The sequence below is a fragment of the Catenibacterium sp. RTP21428st1_D7_RTP21428_210409 genome (assembly GCF_040227455.1).
Classification (GTDB): Bacteria; Bacillota_I; Bacilli_A; order Erysipelotrichales; family Coprobacillaceae; genus Catenibacterium; species Catenibacterium mitsuoka_A.
On sequence record NZ_JBEHVX010000060.1, the window covers coordinates 1 to 15,657 of the forward strand.

General features: G+C 36.9%; 31 protein-coding genes. All 31 read right to left on the bottom strand.

The annotated features are described in order from the left end of the window. Positions 1-87: 87 nt before the first annotated feature. Complete coding sequence (locus ABUA27_RS08835; protein ID WP_129981971.1) at positions 88-438, bottom strand: hypothetical protein; 351 nt, start codon at positions 436-438, stop codon at positions 88-90. A 182-nt stretch (positions 439-620) separates the two neighbouring features. Beyond that, entirely contained in the window at positions 621-983 is a 363-nt protein-coding gene (gene rplQ, locus ABUA27_RS08840) for a 50S ribosomal protein L17 (RefSeq protein WP_006505650.1), read from the bottom strand. Between the two features lie 21 nt (positions 984-1,004). Then, positions 1,005-1,949: a DNA-directed RNA polymerase subunit alpha gene (locus ABUA27_RS08845; RefSeq protein ID WP_129981746.1), complete on the bottom strand. Its 945-nt coding sequence runs from the start codon at positions 1,947-1,949 to the stop codon at positions 1,005-1,007. A gap of 53 nt (positions 1,950-2,002) precedes the next feature. Next, on the bottom strand, positions 2,003-2,392 hold the full coding sequence (gene rpsK / locus ABUA27_RS08850) for a 30S ribosomal protein S11 (RefSeq protein ID WP_006505648.1): 390 nt from the start codon (positions 2,390-2,392) through the stop codon (positions 2,003-2,005). Positions 2,393-2,407: 15 nt separating this feature from the next. Then, the gene (gene rpsM / locus ABUA27_RS08855; protein WP_022425041.1) at positions 2,408-2,773 is read right to left on the bottom strand and encodes a 30S ribosomal protein S13; all 366 of its coding nucleotides are present in this window, start codon (positions 2,771-2,773) and stop codon (positions 2,408-2,410) included. A 25-nt stretch (positions 2,774-2,798) separates the two neighbouring features. Beyond that, entirely contained in the window at positions 2,799-2,912 is a 114-nt protein-coding gene (gene rpmJ, locus ABUA27_RS08860) for a 50S ribosomal protein L36 (RefSeq protein ID WP_006505646.1), read from the bottom strand. 26 nt (positions 2,913-2,938) lie between these two features. Further along, positions 2,939-3,163, bottom strand: a complete 225-nt coding sequence (infA, locus tag ABUA27_RS08865) for a translation initiation factor IF-1 (RefSeq protein ID WP_006505645.1) — start codon at positions 3,161-3,163, stop codon at positions 2,939-2,941. Then, positions 3,144-3,926, bottom strand: a complete 783-nt coding sequence (gene map / locus ABUA27_RS08870; RefSeq protein WP_022425042.1) for a type I methionyl aminopeptidase — start codon at positions 3,924-3,926, stop codon at positions 3,144-3,146. The genes infA and map overlap by 20 nt, the downstream gene beginning before the upstream one ends. Next, the gene (locus ABUA27_RS08875) at positions 3,926-4,579 is read right to left on the bottom strand and encodes an adenylate kinase (protein WP_022425043.1); all 654 of its coding nucleotides are present in this window, start codon (positions 4,577-4,579) and stop codon (positions 3,926-3,928) included. Before ABUA27_RS08875 ends, map begins: the two co-directional genes overlap by 1 nt. Positions 4,580-4,601: 22 nt before the next feature. Next, the gene (secY, locus tag ABUA27_RS08880) at positions 4,602-5,900 is read right to left on the bottom strand and encodes a preprotein translocase subunit SecY (protein WP_129981745.1); all 1,299 of its coding nucleotides are present in this window, start codon (positions 5,898-5,900) and stop codon (positions 4,602-4,604) included. Between the two features lies 1 nt (position 5,901). Beyond that, positions 5,902-6,342: a 50S ribosomal protein L15 gene (rplO, locus tag ABUA27_RS08885; RefSeq protein WP_006505641.1), complete on the bottom strand. Its 441-nt coding sequence runs from the start codon at positions 6,340-6,342 to the stop codon at positions 5,902-5,904. Between the two features lie 12 nt (positions 6,343-6,354). Beyond that, on the bottom strand, positions 6,355-6,543 hold the full coding sequence (gene rpmD / locus ABUA27_RS08890; protein ID WP_022425045.1) for a 50S ribosomal protein L30: 189 nt from the start codon (positions 6,541-6,543) through the stop codon (positions 6,355-6,357). A gap of 13 nt (positions 6,544-6,556) precedes the next feature. Further along, on the bottom strand, positions 6,557-7,132 hold the full coding sequence (gene rpsE, locus ABUA27_RS08895) for a 30S ribosomal protein S5 (protein WP_117458136.1): 576 nt from the start codon (positions 7,130-7,132) through the stop codon (positions 6,557-6,559). 15 nt (positions 7,133-7,147) lie between these two features. Continuing rightward, the gene (gene rplR / locus ABUA27_RS08900; protein ID WP_349820583.1) at positions 7,148-7,504 is read right to left on the bottom strand and encodes a 50S ribosomal protein L18; all 357 of its coding nucleotides are present in this window, start codon (positions 7,502-7,504) and stop codon (positions 7,148-7,150) included. A 27-nt stretch (positions 7,505-7,531) separates the two neighbouring features. After that, positions 7,532-8,077 carry a 50S ribosomal protein L6 gene (gene rplF, locus ABUA27_RS08905; RefSeq protein ID WP_129981744.1) on the bottom strand — a complete coding sequence of 182 codons (546 nt, stop codon included), beginning with the start codon at positions 8,075-8,077 and terminating at the stop codon, positions 7,532-7,534. Between the two features lie 24 nt (positions 8,078-8,101). After that, positions 8,102-8,497 (bottom strand): 30S ribosomal protein S8, encoded by a 396-nt coding sequence (rpsH, locus tag ABUA27_RS08910; RefSeq protein WP_129981743.1) that lies wholly within the window; start codon positions 8,495-8,497, stop codon positions 8,102-8,104. Between the two features lie 33 nt (positions 8,498-8,530). Continuing rightward, the gene (locus ABUA27_RS08915) at positions 8,531-8,716 is read right to left on the bottom strand and encodes a type Z 30S ribosomal protein S14 (RefSeq protein ID WP_003536834.1); all 186 of its coding nucleotides are present in this window, start codon (positions 8,714-8,716) and stop codon (positions 8,531-8,533) included. Between the two features lie 16 nt (positions 8,717-8,732). Further along, positions 8,733-9,272 (bottom strand): 50S ribosomal protein L5, encoded by a 540-nt coding sequence (gene rplE, locus ABUA27_RS08920; RefSeq protein ID WP_129981742.1) that lies wholly within the window; start codon positions 9,270-9,272, stop codon positions 8,733-8,735. Between the two features lie 18 nt (positions 9,273-9,290). Further along, positions 9,291-9,605: a 50S ribosomal protein L24 gene (gene rplX / locus ABUA27_RS08925; RefSeq protein ID WP_129981741.1), complete on the bottom strand. Its 315-nt coding sequence runs from the start codon at positions 9,603-9,605 to the stop codon at positions 9,291-9,293. A 14-nt stretch (positions 9,606-9,619) separates the two neighbouring features. Then, positions 9,620-9,988, bottom strand: coding sequence for a 50S ribosomal protein L14 (gene rplN, locus ABUA27_RS08930; protein WP_006505633.1), 369 nt, complete (start codon positions 9,986-9,988; stop codon positions 9,620-9,622). 25 nt (positions 9,989-10,013) lie between these two features. Next, on the bottom strand, positions 10,014-10,274 hold the full coding sequence (gene rpsQ, locus ABUA27_RS08935) for a 30S ribosomal protein S17 (RefSeq protein ID WP_006505632.1): 261 nt from the start codon (positions 10,272-10,274) through the stop codon (positions 10,014-10,016). A gap of 10 nt (positions 10,275-10,284) precedes the next feature. After that, the gene (rpmC, locus tag ABUA27_RS08940) at positions 10,285-10,479 is read right to left on the bottom strand and encodes a 50S ribosomal protein L29 (RefSeq protein ID WP_129981740.1); all 195 of its coding nucleotides are present in this window, start codon (positions 10,477-10,479) and stop codon (positions 10,285-10,287) included. A gap of 3 nt (positions 10,480-10,482) precedes the next feature. Beyond that, on the bottom strand, positions 10,483-10,893 hold the full coding sequence (rplP, locus tag ABUA27_RS08945; RefSeq protein ID WP_006505630.1) for a 50S ribosomal protein L16: 411 nt from the start codon (positions 10,891-10,893) through the stop codon (positions 10,483-10,485). 2 nt (positions 10,894-10,895) lie between these two features. After that, positions 10,896-11,549: a 30S ribosomal protein S3 gene (gene rpsC / locus ABUA27_RS08950; protein WP_022425051.1), complete on the bottom strand. Its 654-nt coding sequence runs from the start codon at positions 11,547-11,549 to the stop codon at positions 10,896-10,898. Positions 11,550-11,560: 11 nt separating this feature from the next. Beyond that, complete coding sequence (gene rplV / locus ABUA27_RS08955) at positions 11,561-11,893, bottom strand: 50S ribosomal protein L22 (RefSeq protein WP_006505628.1); 333 nt, start codon at positions 11,891-11,893, stop codon at positions 11,561-11,563. Positions 11,894-11,912: 19 nt separating this feature from the next. Continuing rightward, positions 11,913-12,185 carry a 30S ribosomal protein S19 gene (gene rpsS / locus ABUA27_RS08960; protein WP_006505627.1) on the bottom strand — a complete coding sequence of 91 codons (273 nt, stop codon included), beginning with the start codon at positions 12,183-12,185 and terminating at the stop codon, positions 11,913-11,915. Positions 12,186-12,203: 18 nt separating this feature from the next. After that, entirely contained in the window at positions 12,204-13,037 is an 834-nt protein-coding gene (rplB, locus tag ABUA27_RS08965; protein ID WP_022425052.1) for a 50S ribosomal protein L2, read from the bottom strand. 57 nt (positions 13,038-13,094) lie between these two features. Beyond that, positions 13,095-13,388 (bottom strand): 50S ribosomal protein L23, encoded by a 294-nt coding sequence (gene rplW / locus ABUA27_RS08970; protein ID WP_006505625.1) that lies wholly within the window; start codon positions 13,386-13,388, stop codon positions 13,095-13,097. Continuing rightward, positions 13,388-14,011, bottom strand: coding sequence for a 50S ribosomal protein L4 (rplD, locus tag ABUA27_RS08975; protein ID WP_117458130.1), 624 nt, complete (start codon positions 14,009-14,011; stop codon positions 13,388-13,390). Before rplD ends, rplW begins: the two co-directional genes overlap by 1 nt. 23 nt (positions 14,012-14,034) lie before the next feature. Next, positions 14,035-14,718 (bottom strand): 50S ribosomal protein L3, encoded by a 684-nt coding sequence (rplC, locus tag ABUA27_RS08980; RefSeq protein WP_287846317.1) that lies wholly within the window; start codon positions 14,716-14,718, stop codon positions 14,035-14,037. Between the two features lie 21 nt (positions 14,719-14,739). Continuing rightward, positions 14,740-15,048 (bottom strand): 30S ribosomal protein S10, encoded by a 309-nt coding sequence (gene rpsJ, locus ABUA27_RS08985; RefSeq protein WP_006505622.1) that lies wholly within the window; start codon positions 15,046-15,048, stop codon positions 14,740-14,742. Between the last annotated feature and the right edge of the window lie 609 nt (positions 15,049-15,657).

Below are 15,657 nucleotides of genomic sequence, written 5' to 3' on the forward strand. Positions count from 1 at the left end.
ATTTTTTCTAAATTATTCAAACTTGTTTTTAAGTTTGTCTTTTTTTATACGTTTTGATTGATTTTTGTTTCACACTTATTTCCTCCATTATTTCTTGATTTCATCAAGCTTCTTTTCTAAATCATCAATTCTTTTTCTTTCTTCTTCATAATCTTTAAGCATCTGGTTCACAGTTGTCTTAGTATATTCTTCTTTATCTTTAGGGAATGTGTTATTAAGAACCATTGCAGATTCACCTTCAAGTTCTTTCTTGAGTGTATTTAAGTTATTGACATGTCCTTCAAGCTGATTCACTTTTTCATTGATTATTTCCCTCATCTTTTCTTTGTTAAAGACTACATCCTGCCCATGGTTTTCTGGTAATTTTGGTGTATCCTTGAAATAACGATCATATGATTCCTTTGCTTGATCTAAAATCTTATTAATATCTATATTCATAATTGCTCCTCCTCTTTTCTTTACGAGTTCATCATAGTCTTATATTTACTCATAAACAATGATTTAAAAACCACTTTAAACCTAGTTGACAAAGATAAGCCCTTACATTTTATGAATTTGTGAATACCATTTACAAAATAGAGGAAAATAAAAACCCCTATGAAACCATAGGGGCTTTGTGATTAGAATAATCCGATGATTGCCATTGGGGCATTGTCACCTTTACGGTTATAAGTTTTGATAACTCTAGTATAACCACCGTTCTTACCTTTGAACTTAGGTGCAACATCATCAAATAGAACCTGTACAGCTGTCTTTCCAGTTGCTGGATCTACTACATTCTGAAGAATAGCAGCAGCCTGTCTTCTAGCATGAAGATCTCCTCTAATACCAAGAGTGATTAATTTATCAACGACTTTACGTACTTCTTTAGCACGAGTAGCAGTTGTTTCAATCTTACCATGCATGATGACATCAGTAGCTAAGTTACGTAACATAGCTTTTCTATGACTAGATACACGGCCTAATTTTCTATTGTTTGCCATTAGTGTACTCCTTCCACAAACTTAGTCCATTGGTTTAAAACCAAGACCTAATTCATTTAATTTTTCTTTAACTTCTTTTAAAGACTTCTTACCAAGGTTACGAACCTTAATCATATCGTCTTCAGTCTTAGAAGCTAATTCTTGAACAGTCTGAATTCCTGCTCTCTTTAAGCAGTTGTATGAACGTACAGAAAGGTCAAGTTCTTCAATAGTCATATCAAGAACCTTGTTGCCTGTGTCTTGCTGTACTTCACTCATAACGTCCATATTCATTGCCTGATCAGTTAATTCAACGAACATATTTAAATGTTCAACTAATACTTTTGCAGCAATTGCAAGAACTTCATGAGGTTTAATTGAACCATCAGTTGTAATCTCCATAGTTAACTGATCATACTTTGCTGACTGACCAACACGAGTTGGTTCAACTAAGTATGCTACATTAACAACAGGAGAGAAGATAGAATCAGTAGGAATTACGTCAACACTGTTAACGAACTTCTTATTCTGATCTGCACTCATGTAACCTCTATCTTTATGAGCATACATTTCCATATAGAAATGCTGACCTTCAGCAACATGAGCAATTACTAAATCATTAGAAATTATCTTAACTTCAGAAGGACATTGAATGTCTGCACCAGTTACAGTAGCTGGACCAGTTACATCAATAACCATTGTTACATCTTCATCAGAATCTAATTCAAATACTAATTTCTTAATATTTAAGATGATAGCTGTAACATCTTCTAAAACACCATCAACTGCTGAGAATTCATGAATAGCGCCATTGATTTTTACTGCAAATACTGCAGCACCTGGCATAGATGATAATAATACTCTTCTTAAAGAGTTACCTAAAGTAGTACCAAAACCTCTTTCTAAAGGTTCGATGATAAACTTACCATAATTTTCATCTTCATTGTATGTATCAACAGTGAAATTTGCTTTTTCAAACTTTTGCATTGTTTCCCTCCTCTTTGAGATATTTATTTTATATAAATGTAATATAAATCAAATTATCCACGAGGACGTTTTGGTGGACGACATCCGTTATGTGGGATTGGAGTAACGTCAGTGATTGCAGTTACTTCTAAACCAGCAGCTGAAAGAGCTCTAACAGCAGCTTCACGTCCTGGACCAGGACCTTTTACACATACTTCAACAGATTTCATACCATGATCCATAGATGCCTTTGCAGCAGCTTCAGCAGCCATCTGAGCAGCATATGGAGTAGATTTTCTTGAACCTTTGAATCCAAGAGCACCAGCGCTTGACCAGCTAATAACGTTACCGTGTTCATCAGCAACTGTTACGATTGTATTGTTGAATGTTGAATGAACATGAGCAATACCTTTTGCTATATTCTTCTTTACACGTTTTTTACCACGTACAACTTGTTTTGCCATTTGTTCTGCCTCCTACTACTTCTTCTTTCCAGCAATTGGAGTAGCTTTACCTTTACGCGTTCTAGCGTTAGTCTTAGTTCTCTGTCCACGTACTGGAAGTCCTTTACGATGGCGAAGCCCTCTGTAGCAACCAATTTCCATTAATCTCTTAATGTTTAACTGAGTTTCTCTACGAAGGTCACCTTCAGTTTTAATATGTTCAACTTCTTTACGAATTTTTGTTTCTTCTTCTTCTGTAAGATCCTTTACTCTAACATCTTCAGAAACGCCAGCAGCTGCTAAGATTTTCTTAGCTGTTGTTGGACCAATACCATAGATATAAGTTAAAGAAACTACCACACGCTTATCGCGTGGGATATCAATACCAGCTATACGAGCCATTGTCTATTGTTCCTCCTAAAAATAATTAACCTTGTCTCTGTTTATGCTTTGGGTTTTCACAGATTACCATTACTCTACCCTTACGCTTGATTACTCTGCACTTATCGCAGATTGGTTTTACAGATGGTCTTACTTTCATCTTGTGTCTGCCTCCTTTGGGAAGATCTATTTGTGTCTAAATGTGATTCGCCCACGTGTTAAATCATATGGAGAAATTTCTACTGTTACTTTGTCCCCTGGTAAAATGCGAATGTAATTCATACGGATTTTACCAGAAACGTGAGCTAAAATAACTACTCCATTATCCAGCTGGACTTTAAACATTGCGTTTGGTAATGTTTCTACGACCGTTGCCTGGACTTCAATTACGTCATCTTTCTTCTTTGCCAAAATCGATCAACTCCTTATGTACCTTTGTCATGATTTCATAGCCATCTTCAGTGATAGCTACAGTATGTTCATAATGTGCAGCTAATGAATGGTCTGCAGTCTTTACTGTCCAATTATCATCCATTACTTTAACCTCGGCTTTGCCTAAGTGTGCCATAGGTTCAACTGCAATACACATACCTTTTCTTAATTTTGGTCCTCTGCCTGGTTCACCCCAGTTAGGAATGCTAGGATCTTCATGAACCTCTGTGCCAATGCCATGTCCTGTATAGTCTCTAGGCGTTGAGCAGCCATGACTTTCAAGGTAAGTCTGAACAGCATGTGAAATATCAGAAACTCTGTTACCTGGTTTAACTTGTTCTAAACCAGCATAAAGCGACTGTTCACATACTTCCATAAGATGTTTAGCCTGTGGAGACACATTGCCAATCGCAAATGTCCACGCAGAGTCCCCATGATATCCTTTCCAGCATGCACCTACATCCACAGAAATAATATCTCCATCTTTAAGTACATAACCATTAGGAATGCCATGAACGACAACATCATTTACAGACGTGCAAACAGCACCAGGAAAATTATAAAGATTTAAGAAAGATGGTGTACAACCATTCTTTCTTATAATCTTTTCACAGAAATCAGATACCTGTTCTGTTGTTAAACCCGGTTTAAGCCATTTAGCGAGTTCCTGATGAACTAAACCTACAACATGACCAGCATGTCTCATTAGGTCAATTTCACGTTCATCCTTGATTGTAATCATTATTTGGCCTCCAGATTTTTCTTGATATCTGCATAAACAGCATCCATAGACTGATCGCCATTAACGTTAGTTAATTCACCCTTCATTGTATAATAGTCAATAAGTGGTCTAGTCTGCTTTTCATAAGTATCAAGTCTAACCTGTACAGCTTCTTCGCTCTCATCAGGACGCTGATAGAGTTCTCCACCACACTTGTCGCATACGCCTTCAGTTTTTGGTGGATTGAAAACGACATGATAAGTGGTTCCACAATCCTTACAAGTTCTACGACCTGAAAGTCTCTTGATTAACTTTTCAGATGGCACATCAATATTGATGACAGCATCAATATCAAAGCCAAATTCTTTCGCGATACTTTCTAGTTCTCTAGCCTGAATGATAGTTCTTGGGAAACCATCAAGAATAAAACCGTTCTTAAAAGAATCAATATTTTCCTTTAAGAATTCCCTTACCATTTCAACTGTATATTCATCTGGAACAAGATGCCCAAATTGAATAAAATAACTAGCAATTACCCCGAACTTTGTTTTTTCCTTTAAAGCTTTTCTAAAAAGGTCACCAGTTGAGATCTGGTACAAGCCGTACTCCTCCACTAATTTTTTAGCCTGAGTTCCTTTGCCTGCCCCAGGAGGGCCCATAAGAATAATATTCAAATTCTATTCCTCCTTCTAATTGCTACTTTCTTATATAACCATGATATTCTCTTCTTGTCAACATACTTTTTATTGCTCTTACAGTTTCTAACGCAACACCAGTTACGATAATCAATCCTGTACCCCCTAGAGACAATGCATTATTTGATGTCATCTTCCAGATTTCTGGAGCGATGATTGGAATAGATGCAATGATTGCTAGGAATAGAGATCCTACCACAGTTACACGATTTAAGACAGTTCCGATATATTTCTTTGTATCATCACCAGTACGAACACCAGGAATTGCGCCACCACTCTTCTTTAAATCTTCACTGATCTTCTTAGCGTCAATCTGTAAATTAGAATAGAAGAATGTGAATAGAATAATCATAACGATATAGAGAACGAATCCTATAGGTTTCTGATAATTCAAGATATTGTCAATCATCTGAGTTGTAGAAGTAGACTTCATGAAACTGATAATTGTTCTTGGTGCTGCTAAAACTGATGCAGCAAAGATAACTGGAATAACTGAAGAACTATTAATCTTAATTGGAAGATTAGTAGATTCTTTAGTATGCATGACTGTCTGTGTATTTGTTGCATAGATAATAGGAATTTTTCTTATTGCTCCTTCTTCAAATACAACAAACACGACAATGGCTAAATATACGATAACAAATAAGATGTACCAAGCTAAGCTAGTTACAGTCTTATAAGCACTTCCGAATGTAACCATTGATTTAAAAGACGAGATAAAACTATTTGGAAGGTTAGCGACGATACCAGTGAAGATCAATAGTGAAGTACCATTACCTACACCTTTAATAGTAATCTGATCACCTAACCACATTGTGAACATAGAACCTGCAGCCATAACTATAACTACATAGACGTATGTCCAAATAGAACTACTCGCTAGAATACTATAACCCTTATCGAATGCATATGTCAATGACCCACCTTGAATTATTGCTAATGCAAGCGTTAACACACGAGTTACTTTATCCTTTTTCTTTTTTCCTGTATTACCTTCTTTATTCCACTGAGCTAAAGCTGGGATTACATCCATAGACAATAACTCAATAATAATAGAAGATGTAATATAAGGAGAAACCCCCAAAGAAAATAATGAGAATTTCTCCAATGTTCCTCCACCAAGCATATTCATAATTCCGAAGATTCCTGAAGAGGTAGCAGCGCTTGTGATTGCACTTGTATCAATATAAGGAATCACAATGCCTGCTCCTAAACGGAATACGAATAGTATACCTAGTGTAAAGACGACCTTACGACGCAATTCACCTTTTTTAAATACTTCTTTAAAAAAGTTTAGCATCTTAGATCACCTCAGTTTTTCCACCTGCAGCTTCAATTGCCTTTACAGCTGATTTTGAGAATTTGCTAGCCTTTACTGTTAAAGCAACATTTAATTCGCCTCTGCCTAAGACTTTTAAACCGTCTAATGCTTTCTTGACTAGCTTAGCTTCCATAACTGCTTCTAAATCTACAACAGCACCATTTTCGAACTTGTTTAAGTCTTCAACGTTGATGATTGCATATTCCTTAGCATTATGATTAGTGAAGCCACGCTTTGGTAAGCGCATGAATAATGGAGTCTGTCCACCTTCAAATCCTGGTTTCTTACCTCCACCAGATCTAGCGCCCTGACCTTTCTGACCTCTACCAGATGTCTTACCATTACCAGAGCTTGTACCACGACCTACACGATTTCTGTTACGACGTGCGCCGTCATTGTATTTGAGTTCATGTAATTTCATTGTTTACACCTCCTACTTGTCTTCAACTTTTACTAGGTGTCTTACTGCGTTGATCATGCCTTTGATTGTTTCTGTTTCATACTTTTCAACAGAAGCATGCATTTTGTTTAATCCTAACGCTTTAAGAGTAGCCTTCTGGTTTTCTTTACCACCAATAGGGCTTTTTACAAGCGTAATCACAACTTTTTTATTTTCTGCCATTTTTACGCTCCTCCTATCCATAAATCTTTTCGACTGTGATGTCTCTTAATTCTGCTACCTGTTCAGCAGTCTTTAATGATGCTAAACCTTCGATTGTTGCTCTTACCATGTTAATTGGAGTTCTTGATCCAAGTGACTTAGATAAGATATCAGAGTAACCTGCTAATTCAACTACTGCACGGACAGGTCCACCAGCGATGATACCAGTACCTTTAGCAGCTGGTCTTAAGAATACTGAACCAGACTTGAAGTTACCTGTAATTTCATGAGGGATTGTACCATTAATTGATGGAACAGTGATAAGGTTTCTCTTAGCAGCTTCTTCAGCTTTTCTAATTGCATCAGGTACTTCGTTAGCTTTACCTGTACCGAAACCAACACGACCCTTTCTATCACCAATTACTACTAAAGCAGCGAAACGCATTTTACGTCCACCCTTAACAACTTTAGTAACACGGTTGATAGTAACAACTCTTGTTTCGAATTCCTTAGGAGCTCTCTGTCTTCTGTTGTTTTTTCTATTTCTTCTAGGGTTATTGCCTCTTCTAGAGTTTTCTCTAGAATTTTCTCTAGGTTTACGTTCTTCCATTATTTGACCTCCCTCTTAGAATTTTAATCCAGCTTCTCTTGCAGCTTCTGCAAGTGCCTTTACTCTACCATGATAGATATAACCACCACGGTCGAATACTACTACATCAATATTTTTAGCAAGTGCTCTCTTAGCGATTTCTGCACCAACAGCAGCAGCTGCTTCAATGTTTGAACCATTTTCTAACTTCATGTCTACAGAAGATGCTGATACAAGAGTTACACCCTTAGTGTCATCGATGATCTGTACATGAATATGAGAGTTTGAACGGAACACATTAAGACGTGGTCTTTCTGGAGTTCCAGAAATCTTATTACGAACTCTAGCATGACGTCTTAAACGGATAACGTTACGTGATTCATTCTTTGCCATGATTCGATTTTCCTCCTTAGTTTATAACTACTTCTTACCAGCAGTTTTACCTTCTTTTCTGATGATATGTTCATCAGAATATTTAATACCTTTACCCTTATAAGGTTCAGGCTTCTTCCAAGCTCTGATTACTGAAGCGACATGTCCAACTCTTTCTTTAGAGATACCAGATACTGTGATTTCAGTAGCTGATGGACATTCAACTTTCACACCTTCTTCGATTTCAACTTCTACTGGGTGTGAATAACCAATATTCATTACTAATTTATTACCCTGCATCTGAGCTCTATAACCGATACCAACGATTTCAAGTTTCTTAGAGAAACCATCTTTAACGCCTTCGATCATATTTGCAAGTAAAGCTCTAGTTGTACCATGTAACTGCTTGTTTGTTTTTTCTTCACTGTGTCTCTTACATTCGATTTCATTACCATTTACTTCGATAGTAATTAAGTTAGAGAACTGTCTAGTAAGAGTTCCCTTAGGACCTGTAACAGTGACAGTGTTATCAGCAGCAACGTCTACGTTTACACCTTCAGGTACGATAATAATCTTTTTACCAATACGAGACATTGTTTTACCTCCTAAATAATTTTATTACCAGATATAAGCTAATACTTCTCCACCGATATTCTTAGCTCTTGCTTCTTTATCAGTCATAAGTCCTTGAGAAGTAGATAATACTACGATACCTAAACCATTTAATACTTTAGGAATTTCGTTTACTTTAGCATACTGACGTAAACCTGGTTTAGAAACTCTCTTTAAACCAGTGATAACTCTTTCGTTACCTTTATATTTTAATGTAATAACAATATTCTTATGATTTCCTTCTTCATTCACTACGAAGTCAGTAACAAAACCTTCATTCTTTAAGATTTTTGCTAAATCATTCTTTAGGTTTGAGTAAGGGATAGAAACAGTTTCATGTTTCTGCTGATTCGCATTACGAATTCTAGTTAACATATCTGCAATTGGATCTGTTGTAACCATTTATATGTCCTCCTTCCGTATGTGACTTATAAATTACCAGCTTGCCTTCTTAACACCAGGAATTTCACCTTTATAAGCTAATTCTCTGAAGCAAATACGGCATAACTTGAATTTTCTAATAACTGAATGTGGGCGTCCACAACGTTCGCATCTAGTATATTCACGAACTTTGTATTTCTGAGGACGTTGCTGTTTAACTTTCATTGATGTTTTTGCCATAATTCTGTCCTCCTAATTATTTAGCAAAAGGCATGCCAAGTTCTGTTAATAAAGCGCGACCTTCTTCGTCAGTCTTTGCACTAGTAACAAATACGATATCCATACCTCTTAACTTTGCAACCTTATCGAAATCAATTTCAGGGAAGATTAACTGTTCTTTAACACCTAAAGTGTAGTTACCTCTTCCATCAAATGAATTCTTAGGTACTCCTCTGAAGTCTCTTACACGAGGAAGTGAAATACTTACTAACTTATCTAAGAATTCATACATTCTTTCACCACGTAAAGTGACTTTACATCCGATAGCCTGACCTTCACGTACCTTGAAACCAGCGATTGATTTCTTAGCAGTAGTAACGATTGGCTTCTGCCCTGAGATTAATGTCAATTCTTCTACAGCTTCTTCTAAAAATTTAGAATTGTTGACTGCATCACCAACACCGATATTAATAACGATTTTTTCCATTTTAGGAATCTGCATTGTAGATTCATAACCGAACTTCTTCATTAAGTTCTTTGTGATTTCGTTTGTATAACGTTCTTGTAAACGGTTCATGTATTATCCTCCTTCCCCTTATTTCTTCTTATTTTTGATTACAGCACCTGTTTTCTTATTAACACGTACTTTTTTACCATCTTCAATTTTGTAGCCAAGTTTAACGATTTCCTTAGCTTTTGTATCATAGTAAGCAACATTAGAAGCATCGATTGGAGCTTCTACAGTAATGATTCCGCCTTCAGGATCTGCCTGAGAAGGTTTAACATGCTTTGTTACCTTCTTGACACCTTCAACGACAACTCTATTACCTTTAATTGCAAGAATTTCACCAGTCTTGCCTTTTTCGCTGCCTGCAATGACCTGTACTGTATCACCTACACGTAATTTCATATCTTTCGTTCCTCCTATAATACTTCAGGAGCTAATGATACGATTTTCATGAAATCAGCATCTCTTAACTCTCTAGCGACTGGGCCAAAGATACGTGTACCCTTAGGTGTATTGTCATCTTTAATGATTACGCATGCGTTATCATCGAAACGGATTACTGAACCGTTTTCACGCTGTACACCGTATCTTGTTCTAACGATAACAGCTTTAACGACTTCACCCTTCTTTACAGTTCCGCCTGGAGCCGCTTGCTTTACAGTAGCAACAACGATATCACCGATGCTACTTGTCTTTCTATTTGAACCACCAAGGTTTCTGATAACTAAAACTTCTTTAGCGCCTGTATTGTCAGCAACTTTTAATCTACTTTCGTTCTGGATCATAGTAGTGACCTCCTTTCAGACTGTATTAGATAATTTCTGCTTTCTTTACGATTTCTACTAAACGGAAACGCTTTGTTGCAGATAATGGTCTTGTTGCCATAATCTTTACTGTATCTCCAACACGTGCTTCATTATTTTCATCATGTGCATGGAATTTCTTTGATGAATTCATACGCTTTCCGTATAATTTATGCTTTACATGTGTTTCAACAAGTACAGTTATAGTTTTGTCCATCTTAGTAGAGATGACTGTGCCAGTATAGACTTTTCTGTTATTTCTTTCCATAATCTCTCTCCTACTTTTCAAGTTCTCTTTCTCTAATAACTGTTTTGATCTTTGCGATTGATTTTCTTACTTCTTTGATACGAGCAGTATTTTCAAGCTGACCAGTTGCCTGCTGAAATCTTAAACTAAATAACTCTTTTTTGAATTCGTCTACTTTCACAAGTAGATCTTTTGTTTCAATACTTCTAATATCTTGTACTTTCATGAGTTACTCACCTCTTCCAATAATCTTGCATCTGACAGGTAACTTATGAGAAGCAAGTCTTAATGCTTCACGAGCAGTTGCTTCATCAATCTGACCAACTTCGAACATTACGCGGCCTTTCTTAACTACAGCTACCCACTGTTCTGGAGCACCTTTACCTGAACCCATACGTACTTCCAAAGGCTTCTTAGTCTTTGCTAAGTGTGGGAAGATTCTAATCCAAACCTTACCACCACGGTTCATATGACGGTTGATTGCGATACGAGCTGCTTCAATCTGTCTTGAAGTGATCCAAGCACCATCAAGAGCTACTAAACCGAAGTCACCGAAAGCAACTGTCTTACCGCCCTTAGCCTTACCTTCATATTTAACTCTATGAGGTCTTCTATATTTTGTTCTCTTAGGCATCAACATGATTATTTATCCCCTTTCTTCTTTGCAGGAAGAATTTCTCCCTTACAAATCCAGACTTTAACTCCTAGCTTACCATAAGTAGTAGCAGCTTCTGCAGTGGCATAATCAATGTCAGCTCTGATTGTATGTAGTGGAACTACACCTTCAGAATATCCTTCACTTCTAGCGATATCAGCACCGCCTAAACGACCTGAAACTGAAGTCTTAATACCTTTGGCACCGTTTCTCATTGCATTCTGAATAGCTCTCTTCTGAACTGTTCTGAATGAAGCACGGTTTTCAAGCTGTTCTGCGATTCTATCAGCTACTAACTGAGCGTTAGTATCAGCATTCTTAATTTCTACTACGTTGATAAATACTTTCTTATCACTGATAAGACCCATTAATTCTTTTCTTAAAGCATCAATAGCTTCTCCGTCTTTACCAATCACTACACCAGGTCTTGATGTGTGAACAAAGATATTGACGCGTTTCTTTGATCTTTCAATATCGATCTTTGCTACGTATGCTTTCTTTAACTTAGCCATTAAGAATTCACGGATCTTAACGTCTTCTAATAAGTAATTAGCAAAGTCTTTCTTATCAGCATACCATCTTGAACTCCAATCACGGTTAACACCAACACGGAATCCAACTGGACTTACTTTCTGACCCATTGTTCGTCCTCCTATCTTTCTTCAACCACACAAGTGATGTGGCATGTTCTCTTTAAAATTTGAGTTCCAGAACCTTTAGCTCTTGCGCGGAATCTCTTTAATGTTGGACCTTCGTCAACATAAATCTTCTTAATATATAACTTATCTTCGTCTGCACCTTCATTATTAACAGCGTTAGCCTTAGCAGAGTTAACAACCTTGATAATAGCAGGAGTAGCACTCTTGTTTGTGAATTCAAGAATTCCGAGTGCTTCCTTAACTGACTTACCACGGACTAAGTCAACGACTAATCTAGCTTTCTGAGGTGATACACGAATAGTTTTTGCTGTTGCTCTTGCTTCCATGTTCAAATCCTCCTATTTATTAAGCAGCCTTATCATTGGCTGTGTGGCCTTTGAATGTTCTAGTTGGAGCAAATTCTCCTAACTTATGACCAACCATATCTTCTGTTACATAAACTGGAATATGTTCTTTACCATTGTATACTGCGAAAGTATGCTCAATAAACTGAGGGAAAATAGTAGAACGTCTTGACCAAGTTTTGATAACTTCTTTTTTACCAGCAGCATTTAATGCTTCAACCTTTTTCATCAAATGTTCATCGACGAAAGGTCCCTTTTTTAAACTTCTTGCCATGATTACTTATCCTCCTTCTTATTTAGCATTACGACGACGTACGATCAATCTGTTAGAATGTTTCTTGCTGTTTCTAGTCTTAACACCAAGAGCTTTCTTACCCCAAGGAGTAAGTGGAGCTTTACGACCGATTGAAGTTTTACCTTCACCACCACCATGTGGATGGTCATTAGGGTTCATTACAGAACCACGAACAGTAGGTCTAACACCTTTCCATCTCATACGTCCAGCTTTACCGTAATTAACAAGACCATGGTCTTCGTTACCTACAGCACCAACTGTAGCACGGCACTTCTTTAAGAATTTTCTTACTTCACCAGACTGAAGTCTAACAATTACATATTTTTCTTCAGAACCAAGGATCTGAGCTGAAACACCAGCAGAACGAGCTAACTGTCCGCCCTTACCAGGATGCATTTCAATATTGTGGATAGTTGTACCTTCAGGCATGTTACCCATTTCCATACAGTTACCAACTTTAACGTCAGTAGTTTCACCAGAAACAATTACAGTTCCTACTTCTAGTCCCTTAGGAGCTAGGATATATCTCTTTTCACCATCAGCGTAATTGATTAAAGCGATGTTTGCAGATCTATTTGGATCGTATTCGATAGTAGCAACCTTACCAGGTACTCCATCCTTGTTACGCTTAAAATCAATAACTCTGTATTTTCTCTTATGTCCACCACCATGATGTCTAGTAGTGATCTGACCCATGTTGTTACGGCCACCTTTTTTCTTATAAGGAGCAAGTAATGACTTCTCTGGAGTAGAAGTAGTGATTTCTTCTTTAGTCAAAGCAGTCATGTTTCTACGACCGTTACTTGTAGGCTTATATGCTTTAATTGGCATGTTTAATCCTCCTATTTAAATATCTGAAATGGAGTGCATTTCAATAGTTTATATTAATTATTCTTCTTCACCGAATAAATTGATGCTGTTACCTTCTGCTAAAGTTACGATTGCTTTCTTTCTTCTAGCAGTCTTACCAACATAACGACCAACTCTCTTAGTCTTAGCTCTAACGTTGATTGTGTTTACGCTAGTAACCTTAACATTGAACATAGCTTCAACAGCCTGTTTGATTTCAGTCTTGTTTGATGATAAAGCAACATCGAAAGTATATTTGTTTTCTTCCTGCATTAACTTCATAGTCTTTTCAGTTAAAACAGGTTTTCTTAGTACGTCAGTAATGTGAGCCATTATTTTAGTACCTCCTCAACTGCCTTGATAGCTTTTTCAGTCATCATAAGCTTTGTGCAATCCATAACGTCATAAACGTTTACGTTTCTAGCTTCGATAACTTTAACACCAGGAACGTTTCTAGCAGATAATACTAAGTTTTCTTCTAATGTATCAACAACAATTAATGTCTTTCTTGGGTTTTCGAAGTTACCTAAGAAATTAACAACATTCTTAGTCTTGATTGTATCAAAAGCAAGATTATCTAAAGCAACTAATTCCTGATCGATTACTTTCTGTGATAATACAGATCTTAATGCAAGATTCTTAACTTTCTTGTTAATCTTGAAGTCATAGCTTCTTGGAGTAGGACCAAAGACAATTCCTCCACCGCGCCACTGTGGTGCACGGATAGAACCCTGTCTAGCACGTCCTGTACCCTTCTGTCTCCAAGGTTTCTTTCCACCGCCTGAAACTTCGTGACGATTCTTCACCTTGTGAGTACCCTGTCTTAATGAAGCTCTCTGTAGTAAGACTACATCAAAGATTGCCTGGTTATTTGGTTCGATTCCGAATACGTTTTCGTTAAGTTCTAAATCGTTTAATTTTTCACCATTCTGATTAAATAATGCAATATTCAACATTAGTTTTTCCTCCTTCCACTTCATTATTCTGCAACTGCTTCAGTAGCATAATTTACTAATTCAGCAGCTTCGTTTGTTTTTCCGTTTGCCTTGATACCAGACTTAACGATTACTAAGCCTTTCTTAGGACCAGGTACTGATCCACTAACTAGTAATACGTTCTTTTCTGCATCAACTGCAACAATTTCAAGATTCTGAACTGTTCTTGTGTTTCCACCCATCTGACCTGGAAGATTCTTACCAGGAGCAATTCTGTTTGGAGCGATTGGACCCATAGAACCTACGATTCTGTGAGCTCCAGAACCATGTCCCTTTGGACCGATGTGCTGTCCGTGTCTCTTGATAACACCCTGATAGCCTTTACCTTTACTTGTACCTGTTACGTCAACTACTTCACCAGCTACAAAGCTATCAACAGATACTGTCTGTCCAACTTCATAACTCATCATTTCGTCATAACGAAATTCCTTAATGAAGCGCTTAGGAGCTGTGTTTGCCTTAGCAACCACACCTTTTTCTGGCTTGTTTGCAAGCTTTTCTCTCTTGTCTTCGAAACCAACCTGGATTGCGTTGTATCCATCAGTTTCAACAGTCTTCTTCTGAAGAACTACGTTTGGAGTTGCTTCGATAACTGTTACTGGGATTAACTTACCATCAGTAGCGAAAACTTGAGTCATTCCGATCTTACGACCTAAGATTCCTTTCATGAGTTACACCTTTTACCTTTCTTATAACTTAATTTCAATATCTACACCACTTGGTACTTCTAATCTAGTTAAAACATCAACTGTTTCTGGTGTAGGGTTCACTACGTCGATTAAACGTTTGTGAGTTCTGATTTCGAACTGTTCACGAGAATCCTTATATTTGTGAACTGCTCTTAAGATCGTATAAATTTCCTTTTCTGTAGGTAATGGTACAGGACCAACTACCTGAGCACCAGACTTCTTAGCTGCAGCTACGATCTTTTCTGCAGAAGCATCTAGGATCTTGTGATCAAAAGACTTAAGTCTGATTCTGATTTTGTTGTTTGCCATGATTATTCCTCCTTGTCTATTTGTTAGACAACGCTCAATGCGAATTCCCTGAGCACTCTTCCGTTCATGACAACGGCTGTCAGCGTTTCAGCAACCTCGCACATCTTCGCGTTTCACAACGGTCATATAATACCGTAATAAAACAGATAAATCAAGCCCTTTTTAAACTTTTTTAATAAATTTTTCATTGAATAATTCAACACTTTTTCAGCAATAAATGTATGCGCTATCATATCTATAATAGCGTGAATTTCTCCAATTATTTCTTTTTTATGGTTGGTTTTTACCAAATTTATGGATTATAAGAGTCTCATCCTATATTTATGGATTATAAGAGTCTCATCCTATCCTAAACAATTAATAGAAATGATAATGTGTAAAATATTGGTAATTTTATCATTACTTTGAGGATCATCTTATATATATAGAATAATAATTAATGTTATGTATATTAGAAAATAGAAAAAAACACATCAGGAGATGTGTTGCAGAAAAAAATTAAGTTTAGGTATGTATAATAAAGTCACTAGTGAATAAAAAAAGCCCTCCTGGCGGAAGGCATAAAAAAAGGACCTGGCAGCTTGCTATTGTCGCGTCTTCACACTATCG

Excerpts from the sequence above, each read along its gene's own strand:
- rplW (WP_006505625.1), bottom strand. The coding sequence starts at position 13,388 with ATGGCTCACATTACTGACGTACTAAGAAAACCTGTTTTAACTGAAAAG.
- rplV (WP_006505628.1), bottom strand. The coding sequence starts at position 11,893 with ATGGAAGCAAGAGCAACAGCAAAAACTATTCGTGTATCACCTCAGAAA.
- rpsC (WP_022425051.1), bottom strand. The coding sequence starts at position 11,549 with ATGGGTCAGAAAGTAAGTCCAGTTGGATTCCGTGTTGGTGTTAACCGT.
- rplO (WP_006505641.1), bottom strand. The coding sequence starts at position 6,342 with ATGAAATTACATGAACTCAAATACAATGACGGCGCACGTCGTAACAGA.
- rpsS (WP_006505627.1), bottom strand. The coding sequence starts at position 12,185 with ATGGCAAGAAGTTTAAAAAAGGGACCTTTCGTCGATGAACATTTGATG.
- rplF (WP_129981744.1), bottom strand. The coding sequence starts at position 8,077 with ATGTCTCGTATTGGTAAAAAGATTATTATCGTACCTGAAGGTGTAAAC.
- rpmC (WP_129981740.1), bottom strand. The coding sequence starts at position 10,479 with ATGAAAGTACAAGATATTAGAAGTATTGAAACAAAAGATCTACTTGTG.
- rplQ (WP_006505650.1), bottom strand. The coding sequence starts at position 983 with ATGGCAAACAATAGAAAATTAGGCCGTGTATCTAGTCATAGAAAAGCT.
- secY (WP_129981745.1), bottom strand. The coding sequence starts at position 5,900 with ATGCTAAACTTTTTTAAAGAAGTATTTAAAAAAGGTGAATTGCGTCGT.
- rplN (WP_006505633.1), bottom strand. The coding sequence starts at position 9,988 with ATGATCCAGAACGAAAGTAGATTAAAAGTTGCTGACAATACAGGCGCT.
- rplB (WP_022425052.1), bottom strand. The coding sequence starts at position 13,037 with ATGCCAATTAAAGCATATAAGCCTACAAGTAACGGTCGTAGAAACATG.
- rpsK (WP_006505648.1), bottom strand. The coding sequence starts at position 2,392 with ATGGCAAAACAAGTTGTACGTGGTAAAAAACGTGTAAAGAAGAATATA.
- rplE (WP_129981742.1), bottom strand. The coding sequence starts at position 9,272 with ATGAACCGTTTACAAGAACGTTATACAAACGAAATCACAAAGAACTTA.
- rpsE (WP_117458136.1), bottom strand. The coding sequence starts at position 7,132 with ATGGAAGAACGTAAACCTAGAGAAAATTCTAGAGAAAACTCTAGAAGA.
- rplD (WP_117458130.1), bottom strand. The coding sequence starts at position 14,011 with ATGTTGAATATTGCATTATTTAATCAGAATGGTGAAAAATTAAACGAT.
- rpsJ (WP_006505622.1), bottom strand. The coding sequence starts at position 15,048 with ATGGCAAACAACAAAATCAGAATCAGACTTAAGTCTTTTGATCACAAG.
- rplC (WP_287846317.1), bottom strand. The coding sequence starts at position 14,718 with ATGAAAGGAATCTTAGGTCGTAAGATCGGAATGACTCAAGTTTTCGCT.
- rpsH (WP_129981743.1), bottom strand. The coding sequence starts at position 8,497 with ATGGTTACAACAGATCCAATTGCAGATATGTTAACTAGAATTCGTAAT.
- rpmD (WP_022425045.1), bottom strand. The coding sequence starts at position 6,543 with ATGGCAGAAAATAAAAAAGTTGTGATTACGCTTGTAAAAAGCCCTATT.
- rpmJ (WP_006505646.1), bottom strand. The coding sequence starts at position 2,912 with ATGAAAGTAAGACCATCTGTAAAACCAATCTGCGATAAGTGCAGAGTA.
- ABUA27_RS08915 (WP_003536834.1), bottom strand. The coding sequence starts at position 8,716 with ATGGCAAAAACATCAATGAAAGTTAAACAGCAACGTCCTCAGAAATAC.
- rpsM (WP_022425041.1), bottom strand. The coding sequence starts at position 2,773 with ATGGCTCGTATAGCTGGTATTGATATCCCACGCGATAAGCGTGTGGTA.
- map (WP_022425042.1), bottom strand. The coding sequence starts at position 3,926 with ATGATTACAATCAAGGATGAACGTGAAATTGACCTAATGAGACATGCT.
- rpsQ (WP_006505632.1), bottom strand. The coding sequence starts at position 10,274 with ATGGAAAGAAATAACAGAAAAGTCTATACTGGCACAGTCATCTCTACT.
- ABUA27_RS08845 (WP_129981746.1), bottom strand. The coding sequence starts at position 1,949 with ATGCAAAAGTTTGAAAAAGCAAATTTCACTGTTGATACATACAATGAA.
- rplP (WP_006505630.1), bottom strand. The coding sequence starts at position 10,893 with ATGTTGATGCCTAAGAGAACAAAATATAGAAGACCTCATAGAGTTAAA.
- rplR (WP_349820583.1), bottom strand. The coding sequence starts at position 7,504 with ATGGCAAAGAATGAATCACGTAACGTTATCCGTTTAAGACGTCATGCT.
- ABUA27_RS08835 (WP_129981971.1), bottom strand. The coding sequence starts at position 438 with ATGAATATAGATATTAATAAGATTTTAGATCAAGCAAAGGAATCATAT.
- rplX (WP_129981741.1), bottom strand. The coding sequence starts at position 9,605 with ATGAAATTACGTGTAGGTGATACAGTACAGGTCATTGCAGGCAGCGAA.